This window comes from Tenacibaculum sp. MAR_2009_124, assembly GCF_900105455.1.
Classification (GTDB): Bacteria; Bacteroidota; Bacteroidia; order Flavobacteriales; family Flavobacteriaceae; genus Polaribacter.
Map to the genome: position 1 here is coordinate 378,663 of NZ_FNSF01000002.1, position 19,017 is coordinate 397,679.

Consider the following 19,017-nt stretch of genomic DNA (forward strand, 5'->3'; position numbering starts at 1 on the left):
AAAATCCCGAGAATTACTCTCGGGTTTTTTTTATTGGTTTATATTTTCTTTAATAATGTTTCTTAACCATTCATTTGGAATCATGTCTATAGTTAAATTGACCCTTTCTTCCTCTCCATAATTGGTTATCATATGAGGATCATTTAATTTTAAATACCAACATTCACCAGGTTGCATATTTACAGGAATGTTGTTAAGGTAAAAGGTTACTTTTTCATTACTAATTATCGGAATTGTTAAGCGAACGACAGATTTTTCCACTTCTAAAGCTAATGTAGGATCGGTATGTTCCTTTACTACTTGGCCTGGAGCAAGTCTTAATAATCGAACTAAAGTGACCTTTGTATTTTTTTTGAAAAAAGCAACAATACTTGTCAAGTACTCCGAGTCCTTTAGTTTTTCTGTATCAAGCCAAGCTGTCCATGAGCCATCAGCGTAATCATCAGCCGGAGGAGGAAAAGGAATACTAGAGTCCACTAAATGAGCAGGTGATCTCAATGGAATGGCATCGTAGTAGTCATAATATGATAGATGTTTTTGTTTGAGTATTTCAAACTCCTCAAGCATCTTTTTAATATCAAAATTAAAAGGTAGTTTAATTCTATCCGTACGTACATCTATAGATTGTGTTTCAGACATCGTTTGTGAAAGTTAGTAGTTGTTGGTTGAAAGCTAAGTTACAGTAAAATATTAAAAAAAATAAATGTATATGAAATGTTTATACGAGTTTGTATAATATAGGTTGTGCTCCCACCTTGTTTGCATAAAAATTGTCTAAGACATAAGATTTGAAAGTTTTTTTGAAGATTAAATGCGGAACGATATTCCATAAATTATCCCAGCGGCAATGGTTAATAATGGTGTATTTCGAATCATCATTCGGTAATAATAGAGTGGAGTTGTTAAGTTTTGTTTCTTTCTCAAACCAACCAGCCGTATATTCCCATACTAACAGATTTTGAATGGTGCTTTTAGCATAAAAATAATTAAACAAGAAAATACCTTGCTTAGTATGATCAACAGGGCCTATTTGTCGAACGTTTGAGGCTTGAGTAATATGCGAATACGAAGACTTCATTTTTATTGTAGAGACTAGTTTATCGTATGTTTTACTCTTGAGCAATTTTTTAGCATTTTCAAGGGAATTTATTTCAATCAAAATAACAACATCAAATTTTGCTAAATGTGTTTTACTAATATTTTCTTGAACATATTTTCCTCGTCCTGGGGGAATTATAATGGCACTGAAAACCGAGTAGTTGATAACTCCTGCTTCCTTCTTAATTTTTTCGGCTTGATGTTTACAGAATTTCAATACTGATTTTTTGCATGAAGATTTTCCTAAGAAAAAAGGAAAAGATGTTTTATCAATTTCTGCGGCAATATGAAGATATTGACTTGTGGTTGCTTTTACCAAAGTTACTTTTGGATAGTTTAAATGTTTGTTCACAATAGTTAAAGGTGATTGAGTGTTCATAGATTTGTGTTTATTAAGAATGTTTCAAATTTCCTTTATGAAAATGGTATTCTTTTTTACATATGATAAAAAATCAGAAATCCTTTAAAATAGCTTTTGATGGTTAATTGGAAGTGTGGAAATGACTTTATTAAAAAAAAATGGTTTAAAAATTCACAGTAGACATTTTTTACTGTCTAATAATGTATAGTCGAAATTCATTGATTATAAAAAAAGAAACAAATGTTTACAATTAGAAATTATTTTTTAACCGTATTGACTTTGGGATTCGTTTCTCTTAGTAATGCTCAAACAAACAAAAAAATGACAGCAAATTTTAATGAAGATCAGAAGAAAGTGTATAGTACAATTCGTAAAATGGTTAGTGCTTTTCAAAACAAAAACATTGATGGTGTACTTTCAACATATGAAGAAAACGCTGTGGTTATGTTCGAACCTCAGAAACCTGTTCAAGGAAAAGAAAATTTAAGAAAAGCTTTTAGTCAGTTTGTAATGTTCAATCCGACCTATAAATTCGGAGGACATGAGATTTATATTTCGGGGAATATCGCAAAACATATTTCACCTTGGAGCATGGTGGGGAATCTTCCCGACGGAACAGAGATAAAAGAAAGTGGTTTGTCTATAGCCATTTTAAGAAAGCAAGCCGATGGGAATTGGTTAATGATTCAAGACAATCCGCACGGGCAATATTTGTTAGAAAAGTTTAAAAAATAAAAATAAACTCGCACGGATCTGTAAAAGGATTCGTGTGAGTTAAAACAAAGTATGAACGAACTACAATTAATAAAAGAAAGTTTAGAGGGGAATAAGAAAAGTTTGGCAAGTTTAATTAATTCTATACAAGAATATGTTTTTAATATTTCCTTACGATTTTTGTGGGATAGACTGGATGCTGAAGATGCCACTCAGGAAATTTTGGTCAAAGTGATAACCAATTTGAGTAAGTTTGAAAATAAGAGCAAGTTCAAAACTTGGGTATATCGAATTGCAACAAATTATTTAATCAATCTTAAAAAAACAGAAACAGAAAAAGTGTTGGTTTCTTTTGATATATATGCAGAAGATTTAAAAACTTTTAAAGGGCCTAAAGAATATAACTTACCGGATAAAGGGTTGTTAGAGAAAGAACTTAAAACAAGCTGCACTTTAGCAATGTTACAGTGTTTAAGCAGAGAACATAGAGTAGCCTTCATTTTAGGAAGTATTTTAAAGTTAAAAAGCACTGTAGGCGCTGAAGTAATGAGTATCTCTCCAGAAAATTTTCGAAAACGTTTAGAGAAATCAAGAAAGGTGTTAGGTAGTTTTTTAAATACGAATTGTGGTGTTTATAATCCGAAAAACTCATGTAGATGTAACGCGAGAGTTAATAGTGCTTTAAAATGCGGTCGAATTGTAAAGGGAAACCTAAATTTTGCAGATAAAGTAGAGCCTTACAATGAAGAAATGGAAGAATTAGGTTCGTTGTCAGGAATTTATCAAAATCACGGTTCTTTTAAAAATAATATGGATTTTGTAGGTAATTTAAATGAACTTATACAAAGTAAGAAAATACTGCAGTAGTAAAATTTTGAAGAAATAAAAGCTATTTAGCGCGGATTCTGCTAAGGGAAACCTGAGTAATACCTAAGTAGTTCGACAAATCGCCTAAGCTTACTCGTTGCATTAGAAAAGGGAAGTTTTTCATAAAGTTCTCATACCTGTTTTTGGCTTCCTCTTCTAACATTTCACTAATTCTTTCCATCATGTTTTTATTAGCCATGGTCATAAATTTTCGATAAAAGGTTTCGATAGCATGGTGGTGTTTGCATAAAAGTTCAAACTCAGTAATACTAATTTGAATTAAGGAAGTGTTTTCAATAGCAATAAGTTTATATTTCGATTTTTTTCCGGTCATATAATTATCTAGATTGGTGAAAAGTATGTTTTCCGAAAAAAAAACGCATTATAAAATCTTTGTCTTCAGATGAAAAGCATAGTTTGGTTAACCCTCTTGTTATAAAGTATAGGTGATTGCAATGTGAATTCTCTCTTAAAATAGGTTCGCCTTTTTTGAAAGATTTAGTTTCAAAGTTAACATTGCGTAGCGCTTTCTCCGCACTAATGTCAAGAGTAGATATTTGATGACAGAAATTTATAAATGCTTCCATAAGTTTTAACTGAGAATAACAACTAAAGTTCGGAAACTTTTAAGCGAGCTTTAGCCGTAACCGAAACGTCCGAATATTCCTTTTTCAAATATTTCAAATAACCACTAATGGCTATCATTGCGGCATTATCAGTTGTGTATTCAAATTTTGGAATATAGGTTGTCCAGCCCCAATGTTTTTCAGCTAGTTGGAGACGTTTTCTGATTTCAGAGTTTGCAGAAACTCCACCAGCAATAGCAACGTGCTTTATTTCTGTATGTTTAACGGCATTTTTTATTTTTTCCATCAATATTTCAATAATGGTATATTGAATTGAAGCGCAGATATCATAAAGGTTTTCTTTAATAAAATCAGGGTTTTCTTTGACGCTTCTTTGGATGAAATATAAAATTCCTGTTTTTAAACCGCTAAAACTAAACTTTAAATCACCAACTTTTGGTTTCGTAAATTTAAAAGCTTTTGGATTTCCATGTTGGGCATATTTATCGATTAAAGGGCCTCCAGGGTAAGGGAGACCAAGAATTTTAGCTGATTTATCAAAAGCTTCTCCTACAGCATCATCAATGGTTTCTCCCAGAATTTCCATATCAAAATGATCCGTGATTTTTACAATTTGAGTATGTCCTCCGCTAATAGTTAAGCATAAAAAAGGAAAAGGAGGGATTTTACTATTTTCTTCTTTGATAAAGTGAGCCAAAATATGTGCCTGCATATGGTTCACATCAATTAAAGGAATATTTAAGCCTAGAGCCAATGATTTTGCAAATGAAGTGCCAACAAGTAAAGAGCCCATTAAGCCTGGGCCTCTTGTAAAGGCTACAGCATTTAAATCTTTCTTTGTAATACCTGCTTGTTCAATAGCTTGTTGCACAACAGGAACAATGTTTTGTTGATGAGCTCTTGAAGCAAGTTCAGGCACAACGCCTCCGTATTTAGCATGAACTTCTTGATTGGCTACAATATTACTTAATACTTTACCATCACAAACAATAGAAGCACTTGTGTCATCACAAGAGCTTTCAATACCTAAAATGTATGTTTTTTTTGTGCTCAAAATCTAAGAATTTCTAGCAAAAATATTCATAATGTGTTAGAAATTCGTTAAAAACTAACTTTCTTTGTAATAAGGCAAATTTTTTGATGTTAGGTAATTACATTTGTTAATTAGTAGTGAGTAAAAATAAAGGTATTAAAAGACTTAAAAACATAGTGTTAAAAACTATCAAGTATGTAGTGATTTTGTTACTACTACTTGTGTTGATATTGTCGCTGCCAATAACTCAAACAAAGATTGGTAAATATGCTACTGATTATGTAAACGAGAGTTTCGGAACTAATATTGTTGTAAAAAAAATAGATTTATCTTGGTTGGGAAGTGTCAATTTAAAAGGAATTGAGATACGAGATCATCATAAAGATACTTTAATTTTTGTTGATAATTTAAAAACCTCTTTACAGAATGTAAAGAAAATCGTTGATAATAAAGTTAATCTTGGGGAAGCTTCTTTGTCAGGAGTTCAATTTCACTTAAAAACATACAAAGGGGAAAAAGACGATAATCTTGCAATTTTTATTGATAGTTTTGAAGACGGTACCCCTAAAGATAGTTTGTCAACACCTTTTATTCTTAAAAGTGATTTAATTGAATTAGAAGGATTAAATTTCAAGCTACTCGATGAAAATAAAGAGGAACTCTTACAATTTTCAGCAAATAATACTTCAGCGCAACTTAATAATTTCTCCATTGTTGGACCTGATGTTTCTATGGAAATTAGAAACATGCAGTTTACGGAGAATAGAGGAGTAAATATTACAAATTTGAAAACCGATTTTCTCTATACGAAAACTCATATGCAGTTTGATAACACAATTCTTAAAACTGATAATGACTCTAGAATAGATGCGGATATTAAATTAACGTACAAAAGGGAGTATTTAGCTGATTTTAACGATAAAGTAAAGATTAAAGCTAACTTTAAGAAAAGTGATCTTGCTGTAAGAGATTTAAATAAATTGTATAATGAGCTGAATGGTGATGATATGATTCATTTCACAGGAAAAGTGAAAGGAGTATTAAACAATTTCAGTGCTACCAGAATAAAAATGCATTCCAAAAAAGGAATGAGAATTATAGGAGATCTTGGTTTTGTAAACGCTTTAAATACGGATCGTGGTTTTATTTTTGATGCAGATATTAAAAATATTACAGCAAATTATTATCAGTTAAAAAGTGTTTTACCTAATTTGTTAGGACGAACACTACCCTCAGAATTTCAAAGGTTAGGTAATTTTACCATGATTGGATTGGTAAAGGTAACTCCAGATCAAATGGAAGCTACGCTTACAGTGAATTCTGATATTGGAACAACTATTTCGGATTTACAGTTAACAAATATTGATAACATTGACTCTGCGGATTATGAAGGGGAAGTCATTTTTGAGAATTTCGATGTAGGGATTTTTGCAAATGATCCTTTGTTAGGGAAAATATCTTTACGAGCGGAAGTAAAAGGTAGTGGTTTTGATGTAGACAATATTAATACGTCAATATTAGGAACTGTTGGTAGTTTGGAATTTAATAAATATCAATACAACGATTTAATTGTTAACGGTCAATTCGAAAAAAAGAAGTTTAAAGGAGAATTGGAATCGAGAGATGAAAATTTTGTAATGTATTTTCAGGGCTTGGCAGATTTTTCATCTGCAACAAATAAATTTGACTTTGAAGCCGATATGACAAAGGTTGATCTTAAAAAAACAAACCTTTTTACCAGAGATTCAATTTCGGAACTGAAAGGAAGGTTAGTGCTTGATATATCTGGAAATACTTTTGATGATATCGTTGGAAATGCAACTTTCGAAAACTTTAAGTATCAGAATCAGAAAGATCAGTATAATTTTAAAAAATTTACGGTAAACTCGGCAATTAAAGACAGTATAAAAAGTATTGAAATTAACTCAGATGATATTGTCAAAGGAAAATTAGAAGGGAAGTTTTTATTCAATGAATTATGGCCAATTACGCAGAATGCTTTAGGAAGTGTATATACCAATTACGAACCGCTTGAAATATCAAAAAACCAATTTTTAAAATTCGATTTTAGAATATATAATAAAATTATAGATGTATTTTTCCCTCAGATTTCAATAGAAAGAAATACACGTTTAAAAGGTCGAGTTAATTCGACTAACAATTCGATTAAATTAGATTTTTCGTCTCCAAAAATAAACGCTTACGGCAATATTGTTGAAAAAATAGCACTTAAACTAGATAATAAAAACCCAATATTTAACACTCACTTAACCGCAGATAAGATTAATACGAAGTATTATAAAATTGATAAACTTAACCTTCTTAATAGAACAGAAAGAGACACATTGTTTTTTAAGTCTGAGTTTAAAGTAGGAAGAGAGCGAAAAGAAAATCTAGAACTTAATTTATATTATACAATTAACAGCGATAAAAAAGGAGTGTTAGGGTTTCAGAAATCTGAATTAAGTTATAAAGGTTTTGATTGGGTTGTAAATCCAAATGGTGATAAAAAGAATAAAGTTACTTTTAATATTCACGACAATGATTTTACTATCAGTCCATTTGTGTTGGTTTCCAAAGATCAAAAAATAGAAGTTGAAGGAAATATAAAAGGCTTAGTAGATCGTGATTTTCAAGCAAATTTTGAGAATGTAAAGCTGGAGAGTTTTCTGCCAACCATTGATAGTTTAAAACTTAACGGAAAAGTAAATGGAAAATTAACATTTAAACAAACAGAAGAAGAGATAAGTCCTAGGGCAAATGTTCTGGTGAATAATTTCAGAATAAATGATTTTGAACAAGGTGATCTTATTATGCATGTTATAGGAGATAACTCTTATAACAAATTTGAAGTAAGTATGGCTCTAAACAACCGGAAAGCTAAAAGTATTTTTGCCGAAGGGAATCTTGATTTTTCTGCTAAACGACCAGAAATGGATCTCGCTATATCTCTACAAGATTATGAAATCGACGCTTTTAGCCCTCTTGGTCAGGAAGTTTTGTCTCGCTTGAGAGGAAAAGTATCTGGAGATTTTAAAGCGAAGGGGTTTGTAGGGAACCCTGATTTTAATGGAGTATTGAGGCTTGAGGATGCTGGTTTAACGTTCCCGTATTTGAATGTTGATTTTGACTTAAAAGGGGATACAAATATAGATCTGGAAGGGCAGCAGTTCAAGCTTAATAATATGGTTTTAGAAGATACTAAGCATCGAACAAAGGGAAATCTTTCCGGATATATTGCTCATGAAAACTTTGATCAATGGTTTTTAGATTTAGATATTAAAACCGATAATTTACTGATCCTTGATACTGAAGAAGATGAGGAAGTACCATATTATGGTACTGGTTTTTTAAATGGATTCGCAGAGATAACTGGACTAACTAGTAATTTAGATATTATAGTAAATGGTAAGACTCAGCCAGGAACTGTTTTTGTGATTCCTTTGAGCGATATTAAAACTGTTGATAATTATAAATTGATTCATTTTGAGAAGAGGGTAAATGAGGTAGAGGAAAAAGAACGACTAATTGAAGATATTAAAGGCTTAGATTTAACAATTGAATTAGAAGTCACAAAAGATGCAATAGCTCAGGTAGTTATTGATAAGGTTTCAGGAAGCGAGTTAAAAGGTAGCGGTCACGGAAATTTAATTATTGATATTAATACTCGAGGAAAGTTTCATATGCTAGGTGATTTTAAAGTAGACAATGGCTTGTATAATTTTAGGTATGCCGGAATTACAAAACCTTTTGTTGTGCAAAAAGGAGGTACTATTTCATGGAGTGGTAGTCCTTATGACGCAGAATTAGATATAACCGCGGTTTATAGTACGAAAGCAAACCCAGCGCAAATATTAGATAATGTTAGTTCTAGCAGAAAAATTCCTATAGATTTGTACACTAAAATTACTGGAGGTTTATTTAGTTCAAAACAGGAGTTTGATATTAAAATTCCGAATGCAAATTCTACCGTCAGTTCCGAGCTAGAATTTGTTTTAAATGAAAATGATTTAAATACAAAAATGCAACATTTTTCATTTTTATTGGCTTTCGGAACTTTCTATAATGAAGAAGCCATTGGAACTAGTGCAACTACAGGTTTAACAGGAACAGCTTCTGAAATTGCTTCGAGTATATTGTCGAGCATGTTAAATAGTGAAGACAATAAAGTACAAGTTGGAGTTGGGTATGTGCAGGGAGATAGAGGCAATGTTGAAAATCAAAATAATATTGATGATCAAGTAGATGTGTCAGTAAGTACGCAGTTGAGTGATAAAGTTTTGGTAAATGGAAAGGTTGGAGTGCCTGTAGGAAACAACACTCAAACGAATGTGGTTGGAGAAGTAAAAGTAGAGGTATTATTAAATGACGAAGGAAATTTAAGAGGTACTGTATTTAACAGACAAAATGATGTACAGTATTCAATAGATGATGAAGGATATACTCAAGGTGTTGGTTTGTCTTACCAAGTAAATTTTAATAATCTGAAAGAGTTAGGGCAAAAACTAGGCTTAAAAAGTAAAAAGGAAAAGAAGAAAGACACAATTGTTAAAAAAGAAAAGAAATTAGTTCATTTTAAATCTAGAAAGAAAGAAAAATAATAACCAAACTTTATGAGTAGATCATTAAAAGACTATTTAGTAATTGGATTGAAAGGTATAGCAATGGGAGCTGCAGATGTAGTACCAGGAGTATCAGGAGGAACAATTGCTTTTATTTCAGGTATATATGAGGAGTTGCTTACGTCAATAAGTAATATTAATCTAGGTCTTTTTAAAACCTTAAAAAAAGAAGGATTAAAAAAAGCATGGGAAAAGTTAAACGGAAACTTCTTACTTGCGCTATTCATTGGTATACTCACAAGCGTTTTTTCATTGGCCAATGCGATAAAATGGTTATTGAAAAACGAGCCTGTGTTGTTATGGGCTTTCTTTTTTGGACTTGTATTAGCGAGTATTTTATATATAGGGAAGCAGGTAGAAAAGTGGAATTTAACTGGAGTTGTTTTGGGTGTTTTAGGAGTTGTTCTAGGATACGTAATTACGATAGTGCCATCAATAGGTGGACAAGAAGCAGGTTATTTATTTCTTATTTTCTCAGGAGCGCTTGCGTCATGTGCTATGATTTTACCAGGTATTTCTGGTTCATATATATTGCTATTGATAGGAGTTTATCCTTTGGTAATGAAGGCTCTTTCAGATAGAGATTTAGTGTTGATATCTGTTATAGCAGTTGGCGTTATTATTGGGTTAACAACTTTTTCAAAGTTGTTAAAATGGTTGTTTTTAAATTATAAGAATGAGATGTTAATTTCTTTGACAGGAATTATGTTAGGGTCATTGAATAAAGTTTGGCCATGGAAAAAAGTACTTACTACGTATATTGACCGTCATGGAGAAGCTAAACCTCTTCTAGAAAAAAGTGTTTTACCTTATAATTACGACGGAGACCCGCAGTTATTTTACGCTATAGCCTTGTCAGTTTTAGGATTCAGTTTAATTATTTTATTAGAAAAAATAGCAACAAAAAAGCAATAGAAATACGTAACTTCGTGGTTCCAACTAAAACCAATGCATCAAGAGCGTACATTTATTGAGAAAGTCAATTTATTCTTAAAAGGATTGACAATGGGTGGGGCGAATAAAGTCCCAGGAGTGTCAGGAGGAATGGTTGCTTTTGTTATGGGGTTTTATGAAGAACTGATATTTACCTTTCAACGAGTAAATGCAAAAGCGTTCAAACTTTTGTTTAATGGTCGTTTCCAAAGTTTTTCACGATATACAAATTTACAGTTTTTAGTATTGGTGATGGCTGGTAGCATGTGTAGCTATTTCAGTGTATCGTTGATATTGGATTATTTTTTAAAAAACTATGAAATTTATGTCTGGGCCTGGTTTTTTGGAATGATTATAGGTTCTATATATTATATTTCAAAAGACTTTGGCGATTGGAGAATAAAAAATATCATAGCATTAGGTATAGGTGTTTCTGTAGGAATCGCTATTAGTTTTATGACTCCAGCGAAAGAAAACGACAATTTATGGTTCGTTTTTCTATGTGGAATAATAGGTGTTTCGGGAATGACTTTACCAGGATTATCAGGGTCTTTTATTCTTATTCTTTTAGGTAATTATGTACTTCTTCTTGTCGATAGTGTTAATGAGTTGGGGGTATAATTACAAATGTTTTATCTGGAAATTTCGATTTTATTGAAGATCCAATAAGGATGAGATACTTGAAAATTATTGGAGTTTTTACAGCAGGTTCTGCTTTTGGTTTAGTGTCAATCTCTCATGTTCTGGGATATGTACTTAAAAGATGGCATCAAATTGTAACTGCGGTTATTATTGGTTTTATAACAGGCTCGTTGGGTAATGTCTGGCCTTGGAAACAAACCATATATAAAAAGGAAGGAACTCAATTTTTACTAGATAAGAAAGGAAATAAAATAGTTGAAAATTACGAACGATACATTCCTGAAATCCAAGAAACCGAAACATTAATTTCTATTGGTTTTATTGCTTTTGGAATCGTGTTAATTTTAATAATAGATTTTTATGGAAGAAAAAGGAACTAAGAAATTATTTGCGCTTATAGGTAAAGATATTTCTTACTCTTTTTCAAGAGGGTATTTTGCAGACAAGTTTTCTAATTTAAAACTTGATGATCATAATTATGTGAATTTTGATTTGCAATCTTTAAAAGAACTAACCAATAGGATTTTAGAGAATAAAGAAATTTTAAAAGGAATGAATGTAACCATTCCTTATAAATTGGAAATTTTCGATTTTCTCGATAAAGTAGATCCACAGGCAAAAAAAATAGGGGCTGTGAATACCATTAGAATAGAGAAAAATGGCAGACTAATTGGATTCAATACAGATGTGTTCGGATTTCAAAAATCGTTAGAACCTTTATTAAAGAAACATCATAAACACGCACTTATTTTGGGCACTGGAGGTGCTTCTAAAGCAGTGGCTTATGCATTGGAAATCTTAAAAATTGAGTTCTCTTTTGTGTCGAGAAATAAGAATGGTGATTTCTTAACATATGATGAATTGAATACTGAGTTACTGAGTAAGTATTTTTTAATTGTTAACTGTACACCGTTAGGAACTCACCCAAATATTGAAAGAGCTCCAAAAATTCCATATTCATGCATAAATGAGAAGCATTTGTTGTATGATTTAATTTATAATCCTTCTGAAACTACCTTTTTAAAAAAAGGAAAAGAACAAGGAGCAGCGATTAAAAATGGATTGGAAATGCTTGAGTTACAGGCTGAAAAAGCTTGGGAAATATGGAATAAATAATATATAGATAATTAAAAGAAGGTGTGCATTTGCCTAAGAATGCTTATCTTTAACCTCTAATTAAAAGGAACTTAAACATTGTAGACATGTTAGAAAACAAGGAAGAAAAGATCGAAGACTCAATAAAAATTGAAAAAGTAACTGATGCTGAGAAGGCTGTAAATGAAGTTGAAAATGAAGTAGCGCATGAATCCGAAAAATCTGCAGAGAAGCATGAAATTCCGATGTTGGACTACGGAGCAATGGAGTTTGATAAATTAGTAGAGGAACTTGAAAAGTTACTCAAAGCACATCCTGTTCAGCAACTTAAGAATAACGTCGAAGCTATTAAAACATCATTTAATACTAAATTTGGTAAGCTTTTAGCTGAAAAGAAAGAAGCATTTTTAGCGGATGGTGGTAATTCGATCGATTTTAAGTTTTCTAGCCCTGTTAAAACGGAATACAATAAGCTTTTATCTGAATATAAGAAAAAAAGAGACGCTTATTATTCACAATTAGAAAAGCAATTAAAAGACAATCTTGAAAGAAGAAATACGTTAATTGAAGGCCTCAAAAGACTAATAGAGGAAGGAGACGTGAAAACAATGTACAATGACTTTCAAGAGATTCAGAAAAGCTGGAAAGAAGTTGGTCCAGTGCCAAAAACAAGATATAACGATACATGGAGAACCTATCATCATCATGTTGAACGTTTTTATGATTTATTGCACTTAAATAAAGATTTTAGGGAACTCGATTTCAAACATAATCTAGAAGAAAAATTAAAGTTAATTGATAGAGCAGAGGCTCTTGATAATATACAAGATGTTAATTTAGCTTTTAAAGAGTTGCAAGAGTTACATCGTTTATGGAAAGAAGATGTAGGGCCTGTTGGGAAAGAGCATAGAGAAGATGTTTGGAACAGATTTAGCGAAGCTACAAAGAAAGTTCATGATAGGCGCCATATACATTTTAAAGAGCTCAAGTCGAAATATCATGATATGATTGAGGCGAAGTTAAAGGTAGTTGAAGAAATCAATAACTATGATGCTTCTGGAAATAAAACTCATAATGATTGGCAAAAGAGTATTGTAGAAATTGAGGCACTTCGAAAAAAATACTTTGATATTGGTAAGTTACCTTACAGTAAAAGTGAGGCTGTTTGGCAACAATTTAAAGCGGCAACAAAACGTTTTAATACTGAAAAGAATACTTTTTATAAATCGGAGAAAAGTGCCCAGAGTGATAATTTAAAAAAGAAAATGGACTTGGTTGAGTTGGCTGAGAGTCTCAAAGATAGTGATGATTGGGATGAATCAACAAATACAATGAAGCGCATTCAGTCAGATTGGAAGAAAATAGGTCATGTTCCAAGGAAATATTCTGATGAAATATGGAAACGTTTTAAGAATGCTTGTAATCATTATTTTGATAGGTTACACGAGCGTAAAAACGAAGCGAATAAAGAACAACTTGTTTTAGTTGAAGCGAAAAAAGAATTTATAGAAGGTATTAAAGCTGAAGAAAATTTAACATTAGAGAATGTTGAGGAAGCAATATCTAAATGGAGAAGTTTAGGAGCATTACCTAGAAACGCTCGCCATTTAAATGAAAAATTCAATAAAGCAATTGATGCGCACTTGGTTAAATTAGATATGGGGAAAGCCGATATCGAATTAATGAAGTTTAAAAATATTATTAATGGGTATCTAGCGCAGGAAGATTACAGAAAACTAGATAGTGAGCAGTTGTTCATAAGAAGAAAAATAGATGAAAATGTTCGCGAAATGCAACAGTTAGAAAATAATTTGAGCTTTATTTCAAACGCTACTGAAGATAATCCTTTAGTGATTGGTGTAAGAAATGGAATTCAAGAGTTTAAAGACGGACTTGATATTTGGCAGTTGAAGCTGGATTATTTAAAGAAATTAGATTATTAAAAAAAAAACTGGGATTAAGATCCAGTCATGGTCGGAAGAAATTCCGACCATTTATTTTTAAGTTTCAAAATGATCTAAATTTCCATCACAAATTACCACAATCATAGCAATGGCTAAATTTCTGAGTTCCATTTTAAACCTTCTTTTAGCCGTTTTATACCCAATATTGTTAGCTTTTTTATAGATTGCTATTAACATTGCTACAATTAAAGTCATATATAGAACTACTTTGATTCCGTTTTTATTCAAAGATACTAAGTGACTTACATTTAGTTCTTGCTTTATAAAGCGAAAAAAGACCTCAATATCCCATCTCTTTCTATAGGCTTGCGTAATTTCCTTAGCAGAGAGATCAAATTGATTAGAAATAAAACAAAATTCTTTGTGATCTTCAGTTTTTGTTTTTGCAACAATCAAACGTAAAGGAGTCTTTACTAACTCTTGTTTATAGTGAATATTTCCTCTCTTATTATTTATAGCTTTACCAGTATACAGATATACTTTACTATCTTTTATAAGGCTTAACTCTCCTAGGTCAGAGTTTTGATTTTTATCGAGTAAAGATTCCAATTCTACATATTTTCTATTTTCTTTTGCTCTAGCAATAAAATAAATATCATTACCACTAAAATCTTTCATGGTTCTGGTAGATTGAAGACCTCTATCAATGACGTAAATATTTTTATGATTTTTGTGTTGTTTTACATGATCCATTATAACTTCAGGCAAAGCCATATCTTCACTGGAATACTTAGGTTCTGTAAACACTTTAAACTCACAAGGCAATAAACCATCAAAGGTAATAGTATATTTAACAGATTTCTTACCATTTTTATGATCAATTCCTTCTAATAATTTACTAGCAGCTTCACTAACCATCGAGCTATCCACATGAACTAATTGATGTTTTTCGTTATTAGAAGTCATTGGATAAGCATCGTGAAACTGGCTATAAATGCATTGATATATTTGAGCGAAATAATCGGAATCAATTTTAGATAACCTTTCTGAGATAGAACTTCTTCTGATGGATTCTGATTTATCTAAATTGAAAAGAGTTTTAAACAGAGAATCATTAAAAGTATCTTCTAAGGTACGTTGACTTAATTTTTCGTTTTCTACAATACCATAAAGCAACAAATAAAACATTTTTTTACCATGAAGCACTTTGGTGTAATAATCCACATTAGTTGTGGATGATAATTTAGATAAAAGAGCTTCTGGAATAATACCTAATAATTCTTTTACGGATATTTTATGATCTTTAAATACTGACATAATAGCTTAATTATCAGTATATAAGATACAGGAAACAATACTCAAAAACAAGTTAAACAGCTGAAAAACAGCAGGTTAAAATAATTTTTTTTTATTTCTTAGAAACAAAAAAAGTCGGAAGAAAAATCTTCCGACCATGACTGGATTAAGATCCCGGTTTTTTTTTCTTCTTTTTACTAATTTTTGCTTTTGGATTAAAATCTAAGGCCAGTTGAAGCCAATAGTGTAAATCATCATCTAAATCAATGGCTTCATCTCTTAAAAAAACAAAACCTTTCATTGGACGTCCTGTAAAGTTCATTTCGTAGCATCCATCTTTTGATAATGCTTCGTCATATATTTCAGGATCAATTCGAGCCATTACTTCATTTTGTAGAACTCCTACGCACATTTTTTCATTTATCATAAAACACAATCCTCCGAACATTTTCTTTTCATTGAAGCGAGTGTTTTTAGTGTTAAAAAAAAATGAAATTCTCTCTGCTAAAAATTGATCATATGCCATAATAATTATCTTTTTGGAGGATACTTTCGAAAAACTTTCTTAATCGCAATTCCGAAATGTTTTTTCTTAGCCGATGGAGAAAGATTTGGACTTATTTGGCTTAGGACAGATCCTTGCCATACTAGTTTGTTACTCCCAGCATCTACTAAATCGATAGTTATATTCTGTTTAATATCTCCATCTCCAAGAGATATGCCAGAGATACCGATTCCAACATTATCACCTCCCATTCCTAGTCCGATAGTTGTGTTGTTATTTACATCCCATTTTTCAGACACAAAATTAACAAAAACATCGGGATTTTCTGAATAGACCATTCCTTGTAAATTTAACTGTCGGGCAATAATATTTTGAACTCTATTAACATCGAGTTCATTTAATCCTTTACCAACATCATTAAAAAAGTTATACGTTTTGTACTTCGTAAAATCGGTATAACTATCATAATCATAATTTGTTCTATTAACGGTACAGCTAATAGTTAATACTAATAATAAGGTTAAATAGATAAGTTTTTTCATGGTAGATAGTTTTGAGCAGTTGATCCAAAAACCGTGCTGCAAAAAGTTAAATAAAGCATAAAGCCCCGTTTAAACGAGGCTTTTATCTTATCATAATTTATGAAGCTTATTGCACTGCTTTCAGGGCATTGATGTTTCCATGACCGTACTCCGAGTTTTTAGACGGATAATAGTCAGATGACTGCTTCATTTTTTGTAATACTTGAGCTCTTGACCAACTTGGGTGCTTAGACCAAACTAGTGCTGCAATTCCTGCTGTGGTTGCAGTAGCGATTGAAGAACCTCCTTCGTAATCTGATTTACCATTATAATAACTTAAAACAGGTACTTTGTTATCCGTACCATTAGTACGTTGCATTTGAATTGTGAAATCAATTTTAGAACCAGAATGACAGGTGTCACAATTGTCATAAACCCCTTCTTTTATACCTGTAACAGCAACAGTTTCATTCATAGAGGCAGGGAAAATAACTCCGAACCAAGTCGTGAAAGTAGTAGAGGTTCCTCCGGCAGCAATAATCATTTTACCCCTGTTATAAGCATATTTAACTGCGTCTTTAACTCTGCTAATGCTAAAAGGTGATCCTATAGACATTGATATAACCTTCACATCACTTCGCTTTCCTAAAGCAGTTAATGCCTCGGCAACACCTCTTTTTTCATGATAGTCATCGATTATTACATTTTCAACTGCTCTATAAGAAACTAAATTAGCATTATAGGCTACTCCAACAGGTAGGTTATTATTGTTTCTTGGAGCGGTAGCAACAGAAGCCATACTTGTTCCATGACCGCATTTGTCATTAACTCCATCGTAGTTATTAGACCATGGCCACCAAGAATCAACGAAAGTACCATATTTTTGAACAGTTCTTCCATTAGAATAACCATCATTAAAATATTGGTTCATCCATTTTTGTTGAGGAGAAAGTCCTGTATCGATTACAGCAATAGTTATACCTGCACCTGTACTATGATTCCAAGCTTGAGGTATTTTGTGTAAATCAAAAGACCATGGTACTCTAGCTCCAGGAGCAACTGTTCTGTAATCACTACTGCTTAAGTTTTGTTGTCTGTACCCGCAACCTTTTGATGATCGTACTTGCTCATTTTCAAAAAAGCTATAGTCGGCGGGTTCTATATAGCGAACACTGCTGTCATTTAAAAGGGCAGTTAAGGTTTCTTGATTATTAATTTTTACATCTATAACATTAATGTTGTCATCAGCGTAAATTTCATTTTTCCCTTTTGAAAATGCTTTTTCTGTTGAATTAATTAAGGTTAAAATGTCTTGTTTAATTGTTTCTGAAGTTGGACTTCTTTCAAAATTATCTTTTGTCGAACCATATCCAACAGTTAAAATGTCATTACCATGTTTTAACGCACTATATATAGTATGCACGTCTTGATCTGACCAAAGGAAGTCTCCTGAAGATTCAATAGATCTCTTAATAATGTCATTAATTTCTTTTTTCGTAAGTAGTTCTTCTTGTTGAATGTTTGATTCTTCAATAGATTCGTTGTGTGAACATGAAAACATCGCAAGGATGATTCCAAGACTCAAAATGTGTTTTTTCATAATTGAGAAGAGTTATTTTGTTGATTTTCACGAATATATTAAAAAAACAAGACAAAAAAGGTTTTGAGTATAAAAAAAATCTTAATAAAATGTAAATTTCACAAGCTAACGCTTAAAATTTTACAAATAAAAAAGCAAAGACTTGATCTTTGCTTTACATTTTATTTATACTGTAATTTTGACTACTCGGTCAATTTTATTCTAGTTGGAGTATCGGTTCCCTTAATAATACTTTCGGTTCCCTTAGCAACGGCTTTGACCGTTTCGGTAAGTACTTGTATATTTAAAGTCTCAGCTTCGTCAGATACTTTATGGTAATGTTCATCGGTATCAATCGACGTTGTTGAAAAAGTATGAGAAGGTACACCCAATTTAGCCAGTGAAGCATTATCGGATCTGAAGAATAGATTAAATTTGGTGTATGGGTCTGGAAATAGTTGATAGTCGGTTCCTTTTAGGTTCTTTTGGATAATTTTTCCAAAGTCTGATCGATTAAAACCTGTTAACCATGCAGTTTTTGGTCCTGTTTTTGGCTGCTTTCCAATAAGCTCGAGATTGATTCCAGCAACAAATTGTTCTGGGTCAATGTTTTTGCCGAAGTAATTTGAACCAACTAAACCTATTTCTTCTGCTGTAAAGCAAACAAATAATATACTTCTCTCATTGTTTCCTTTTTGAGCATAATATTCTGCCAGAGAAAGCACTCCAACGACTCCGGAAGCATCGTCATTGGCACCATTAAATATAAGATCACCTTCTCCATCTTTTTTCATACCTAGGTGATCATGATGTGCCGAGACTATAACGAATTCATCTTTCTTTGAACTTCCTTCAAGCATCCCAATAATATTACTCATTTCTATGTTATCATGAATAAAATTTTGACGGTAGCTATTTAAATCTTTAAACGTTTTTAAACCAATACGTTTGTATTCGTTTTCAATATACTTTGTCGCTTTTTCCATTCCTTCAGTACCAGGTTTTCTACCTTGCATTTCATCAGAAGATAAAGCGTATAAATGTTTCTTTACAATAACGGATTCTATTTTCGCTTTTAAAGAATTTTCATTTTCTATGTTCGCTGGTTTTTCTTCTGATTTTGTTTGAGCTATTTGCTTGCACGAAAGAAGTGTTAGTAATAGTGTTGAAAAAATGAGGGTAGTTTTCTTCATGTTAATTTGATTTTGTAGACTACAATATAAGCTAATTTTATTTCTTATTTTTGCAGCAAAATTAAAT

16 protein-coding genes and 1 pseudogene are annotated in these 19,017 nt (G+C 31.7%); 7 read left to right on the top strand and 10 right to left on the bottom strand.

Features of this window, described 5'->3' with window-relative positions; genetic code table 11:
* Positions 1–30 precede the first annotated feature (30 nt).
* Both BLW23_RS08150 and BLW23_RS08155 read right to left on the bottom strand, forming a co-directional pair.
* The gene (locus BLW23_RS08150; RefSeq protein WP_093668751.1) at positions 31–639 is read right to left on the bottom strand and encodes an aspartyl/asparaginyl beta-hydroxylase domain-containing protein; all 609 of its coding nucleotides are present in this window, start codon (positions 637–639) and stop codon (positions 31–33) included.
* A gap of 79 nt (positions 640–718) precedes the next feature.
* Positions 719–1,477, bottom strand: a complete 759-nt coding sequence (locus BLW23_RS08155) for a hypothetical protein (protein WP_093668752.1) — start codon at positions 1,475–1,477, stop codon at positions 719–721.
* A gap of 222 nt (positions 1,478–1,699) precedes the next feature.
* Between BLW23_RS08155 and BLW23_RS08160 the strand changes: the two genes are divergently transcribed.
* A complete protein-coding gene (locus BLW23_RS08160; protein ID WP_093668753.1) occupies positions 1,700–2,194 on the top strand; it encodes a YybH family protein in 495 nt (164 codons plus the stop codon).
* 51 nt (positions 2,195–2,245) lie between these two features.
* Positions 2,246–3,040: an RNA polymerase sigma factor gene (locus BLW23_RS08165; RefSeq protein WP_093668754.1), complete on the top strand. Its 795-nt coding sequence runs from the start codon at positions 2,246–2,248 to the stop codon at positions 3,038–3,040.
* Positions 3,041–3,062: 22 nt separating this feature from the next.
* Here BLW23_RS08165 and BLW23_RS08170 read toward each other — a convergent pair whose 3' ends face one another.
* From BLW23_RS08170 to tsaD, 3 genes are read right to left on the bottom strand one after another with little or no spacing between them, the layout of a single operon-like run.
* Complete coding sequence (locus BLW23_RS08170) at positions 3,063–3,374, bottom strand: Crp/Fnr family transcriptional regulator (RefSeq protein WP_093668755.1); 312 nt, start codon at positions 3,372–3,374, stop codon at positions 3,063–3,065.
* A 4-nt stretch (positions 3,375–3,378) separates the two neighbouring features.
* Entirely contained in the window at positions 3,379–3,627 is a 249-nt protein-coding gene (locus tag BLW23_RS23895) for a cyclic nucleotide-binding domain-containing protein (protein ID WP_410529749.1), read from the bottom strand.
* Between the two features lie 22 nt (positions 3,628–3,649).
* Positions 3,650–4,681, bottom strand: coding sequence for a tRNA (adenosine(37)-N6)-threonylcarbamoyltransferase complex transferase subunit TsaD (gene tsaD / locus BLW23_RS08175; protein ID WP_093668756.1), 1,032 nt, complete (start codon positions 4,679–4,681; stop codon positions 3,650–3,652).
* 116 nt (positions 4,682–4,797) lie between these two features.
* Here tsaD and BLW23_RS08180 point away from each other — a divergent pair, with 116 nt between their 5' ends.
* The 5 genes and pseudogenes from BLW23_RS08180 (at position 4,798) to BLW23_RS08200 (ending at position 13,895) form a co-directional block, all read left to right on the top strand.
* On the top strand, positions 4,798–9,261 hold the full coding sequence (locus BLW23_RS08180) for a translocation/assembly module TamB domain-containing protein (RefSeq protein WP_255362767.1): 4,464 nt from the start codon (positions 4,798–4,800) through the stop codon (positions 9,259–9,261).
* Positions 9,262–9,273: 12 nt separating this feature from the next.
* On the top strand, positions 9,274–10,197 hold the full coding sequence (locus tag BLW23_RS08185) for a polyprenyl-phosphate transporter (RefSeq protein ID WP_093668757.1): 924 nt from the start codon (positions 9,274–9,276) through the stop codon (positions 10,195–10,197).
* A 33-nt stretch (positions 10,198–10,230) separates the two neighbouring features.
* Positions 10,231–11,237: pseudogene (locus BLW23_RS08190) on the top strand (DUF368 domain-containing protein).
* Entirely contained in the window at positions 11,218–11,973 is a 756-nt protein-coding gene (locus tag BLW23_RS08195; protein ID WP_093668758.1) for a shikimate dehydrogenase family protein, read from the top strand. Before BLW23_RS08190 ends, BLW23_RS08195 begins: the two are co-directional and overlap by 20 nt.
* Positions 11,974–12,059: 86 nt before the next feature.
* A complete protein-coding gene (locus BLW23_RS08200) occupies positions 12,060–13,895 on the top strand; it encodes a DUF349 domain-containing protein (protein WP_093668759.1) in 1,836 nt (611 codons plus the stop codon).
* Between the two features lie 57 nt (positions 13,896–13,952).
* Here BLW23_RS08200 and BLW23_RS08205 read toward each other — a convergent pair whose 3' ends face one another.
* From BLW23_RS08205 to BLW23_RS08225, 5 genes are all read right to left on the bottom strand, one after another.
* Positions 13,953–15,173, bottom strand: a complete 1,221-nt coding sequence (locus BLW23_RS08205; RefSeq protein ID WP_093667314.1) for an IS4 family transposase — start codon at positions 15,171–15,173, stop codon at positions 13,953–13,955.
* A gap of 145 nt (positions 15,174–15,318) precedes the next feature.
* Positions 15,319–15,678 (bottom strand): TfoX/Sxy family protein, encoded by a 360-nt coding sequence (locus tag BLW23_RS08210; protein WP_093668760.1) that lies wholly within the window; start codon positions 15,676–15,678, stop codon positions 15,319–15,321.
* Between the two features lie 5 nt (positions 15,679–15,683).
* Positions 15,684–16,199, bottom strand: a complete 516-nt coding sequence (locus BLW23_RS08215; protein WP_093668761.1) for a DUF4136 domain-containing protein — start codon at positions 16,197–16,199, stop codon at positions 15,684–15,686.
* Between the two features lie 106 nt (positions 16,200–16,305).
* Positions 16,306–17,778, bottom strand: a complete 1,473-nt coding sequence (locus BLW23_RS08220) for a S8 family peptidase (RefSeq protein ID WP_093668762.1) — start codon at positions 17,776–17,778, stop codon at positions 16,306–16,308.
* Between the two features lie 182 nt (positions 17,779–17,960).
* Positions 17,961–18,950 (bottom strand): M28 family peptidase, encoded by a 990-nt coding sequence (locus tag BLW23_RS08225; RefSeq protein ID WP_093668763.1) that lies wholly within the window; start codon positions 18,948–18,950, stop codon positions 17,961–17,963.
* Positions 18,951–19,017: the final 67 nt, after the last annotated feature.

Bases quoted from the DNA above. Each gene is read 5' to 3' on its own strand.
- BLW23_RS08150 (WP_093668751.1), bottom strand. From the start codon at position 639: ATGTCTGAAACACAATCTATAGATGTACGTACGGATAGAATTAAACTA.
- BLW23_RS08155 (WP_093668752.1), bottom strand. From the start codon at position 1,477: ATGAACACTCAATCACCTTTAACTATTGTGAACAAACATTTAAACTAT.
- BLW23_RS08160 (WP_093668753.1), top strand. From the start codon at position 1,700: ATGTTTACAATTAGAAATTATTTTTTAACCGTATTGACTTTGGGATTC.
- BLW23_RS08165 (WP_093668754.1), top strand. From the start codon at position 2,246: ATGAACGAACTACAATTAATAAAAGAAAGTTTAGAGGGGAATAAGAAA.
- BLW23_RS08170 (WP_093668755.1), bottom strand. From the start codon at position 3,374: ATGACCGGAAAAAAATCGAAATATAAACTTATTGCTATTGAAAACACT.
- BLW23_RS23895 (WP_410529749.1), bottom strand. From the start codon at position 3,627: ATGGAAGCATTTATAAATTTCTGTCATCAAATATCTACTCTTGACATT.
- BLW23_RS08185 (WP_093668757.1), top strand. From the start codon at position 9,274: ATGAGTAGATCATTAAAAGACTATTTAGTAATTGGATTGAAAGGTATA.
- BLW23_RS08195 (WP_093668758.1), top strand. From the start codon at position 11,218: ATGGAAGAAAAAGGAACTAAGAAATTATTTGCGCTTATAGGTAAAGAT.
- BLW23_RS08200 (WP_093668759.1), top strand. From the start codon at position 12,060: ATGTTAGAAAACAAGGAAGAAAAGATCGAAGACTCAATAAAAATTGAA.
- BLW23_RS08205 (WP_093667314.1), bottom strand. From the start codon at position 15,173: ATGTCAGTATTTAAAGATCATAAAATATCCGTAAAAGAATTATTAGGT.
- BLW23_RS08210 (WP_093668760.1), bottom strand. From the start codon at position 15,678: ATGGCATATGATCAATTTTTAGCAGAGAGAATTTCATTTTTTTTTAAC.
- BLW23_RS08215 (WP_093668761.1), bottom strand. From the start codon at position 16,199: ATGAAAAAACTTATCTATTTAACCTTATTATTAGTATTAACTATTAGC.
- BLW23_RS08220 (WP_093668762.1), bottom strand. From the start codon at position 17,778: ATGAAAAAACACATTTTGAGTCTTGGAATCATCCTTGCGATGTTTTCA.
- BLW23_RS08225 (WP_093668763.1), bottom strand. From the start codon at position 18,950: ATGAAGAAAACTACCCTCATTTTTTCAACACTATTACTAACACTTCTT.